Source organism: Kitasatospora sp. NPDC001539 (genome assembly GCF_040298565.1).
In the GTDB taxonomy this organism is placed as follows: Bacteria; Actinomycetota; Actinomycetes; order Streptomycetales; family Streptomycetaceae; genus Kitasatospora.
This window is the reverse complement of the sequence record NZ_JBEPAK010000458.1, coordinates 1-2,004: the sequence shown is the minus strand read 5'-3', so window position 1 is coordinate 2,004 and position 2,004 is coordinate 1. Positions and strand designations below refer to the sequence as shown.

At 70.6% G+C, this 2,004-nt stretch carries 2 protein-coding genes; both read right to left on the bottom strand.

Annotated features, from left to right (window positions below; genetic code table 11):
- Positions 1 to 257: 257 nt before the first annotated feature.
- Positions 258 to 1,334, bottom strand: coding sequence for a threonine aldolase family protein (locus ABT247_RS33230; protein WP_350750283.1), 1,077 nt, complete (start codon positions 1,332 to 1,334; stop codon positions 258 to 260).
- Positions 1,331 to 2,004: SDR family NAD(P)-dependent oxidoreductase (locus ABT247_RS33225; protein WP_350750281.1), on the bottom strand; the 674-nt coding region annotated here is incomplete at its 5' end. The genes ABT247_RS33225 and ABT247_RS33230, both read right to left, overlap by 4 nt.

Sequence of the window (2,004 nt, the reverse complement as noted above, 5' to 3'; positions counted from 1 at the left end):
GCTGTTGAGTTCTCAAGGAACGGACACTTCCTTCAGGCCGCCTTCCAGCGGGCCCTCCGGGCGCTTCGTTCTTTCGTGTTTCCAGCTTATCAGATGTTTTCCGCTCCGTTTTCCGGAGTTTCATTCATCGGATTCGCTTTCCGCCTTGTCGCCCGGTCTCCCGCGGCGACTCCGGAACTGTACGGGCACCGGCCCGCCCCGTGCAAATCGTCCCGCCCCGCAGTCGCGGGACGGGACGATCAGCGGTCGGCGGGCCGTCAGGCGCGGCCCATCTCCTCGGCGATGGCCGCCGCGAAGGCGTCGATGTCGGCCTCCGAGGTGTCGTACGCGCACATCCAGCGGACTTCTCCGGTGTGCTCGTTCCAGAAGTAGAAGCGGTAACGCTTCTGCAGCCGCTCGCTCACCTCGCGCGGGAGGACGGCGAAGACCGCGTTCGCCTGGACGGGGCGAACGACCTCGACGCCGTCGATCTTGCGGACCGCCGCCTCCAGCCGGCTGGCCATAGCGTTGGCGTGGGCGGCGTTGCGCAGGTAGAGGTCGCCCGAGAGCAGCGCTTCGAACTGCACCGAGAGGAAGCGCATCTTCGAGGCGAGCTGCATCGAGGTCTTGCGGAGGTACTTGATGTTGCGCACCCGCTCCGGGTTGAGCACCACCACGGCCTCGCCGAAGAGCAGACCGTTCTTCGTGCCGCCGAAGGAGAGGACGTCCACGCCCACGTCGGTGGTGAAGGCGCGCAGCGGCAGGCCGAGCGAGGCGGCCGCGTTGGCCAGGCGGGAGCCGTCGACGTGGACCAGCATGCCCAGCTCGTGGGCGTGCTCGGTGATCGCGCGGATCTCGTCGGCGGTGTAGAGGGTGCCGAGCTCGGTGCTCTGGGTGATGGAGACCGCGAGCGGCTGCGCGCGGTGCTCGTCCCCGAAGCCCCAGGCCTGCTGGTCGAGCAGCTCGGGGGTGAGCTTGCCGTCCGGCGTGGGGACGGTGAGCAGCTTGATGCCGCCCATCTTCTCCGGGGCGCCGCCCTCGTCCACGTGGATGTGGGCGGTCTCGGCGCAGACCACGGCGCCCCAGCGCGGCAGGAGCGCCTGGAGGGCGACCACGTTGGCGCCGGTGCCGTTGAAGACGGGGTACGCCTCGGCCTTGTCGCCGAAGTGGCGGCGGAAGACGTCCTGGAGGTGCGCCGTGTAGTCGTCCTCGCCGTAGGCGACCTGGTGGCCGCCGTTGGCGAGGGCGATCGCGGCGAGGACCTCCGGGTGGACGCCGGCGTAGTTGTCGCTGGCGAAGCCGCGGACGGCGGGGTCGTGCCGCCGTACCGCGTCCGTTCGGGTGAGCTCGGTCATCGGGCTGTCAGCCACAGGTGCTGTCCGTTCAGTTCTGCTGCGGGGCGGTCCCAGAGGCCCGCCAGGTGGCCGGCGAGGTCGGCGGTGTCGGTGAAGCCGGCGAACTTCGCCTCCGGCTTCTCGGCCCGCATCTCGGGACTGACCAACGCCTTGATCACCAGGATGGCAGCCGCCGCGGTGGGCTCACCGTCCGGGGAGGTGGTCTCCTTCTTGAAGGAGTCGGCCATGGCGAGGGTCCAGGCCTCGGTGGCGGCCTTGGCGGCCGCGTAGGCGGCGCCGCCCGCGGTGGGCTTGTGCGCGGCCGAGGCGGAGATCATCGCGTAGCGGCCGGCCTGGCTGCGGACCAGCGCGGGCTGGAAGGCCAGCGAGGTGTGCTGGAGGGTCCGCACGACGGTGTCGTGCAGGAAGTCCCAGTCGTCCAGGCGGGTGTCGAAGAAGGTCTTGCTGCCGCGCCAGCCGCCCACCAGGTGGAACAGGCCGTCGACGTGGCCGTGCTCGGCCTCCAGGTGGTCGGCCCAGTCGTGGACCTCCTGCGGGTCGAGGAGGTCGATCACCTGGCCGCTGACCTTGGCGCCGCGGACCGCGACGCGGGTGGCGTCGAGTGCCGAGTCCAGTCGCTGGGCGTCGATGTCCGCGCCGATCACGGTGGCGCCGTCGGCGGCCAGGCGGC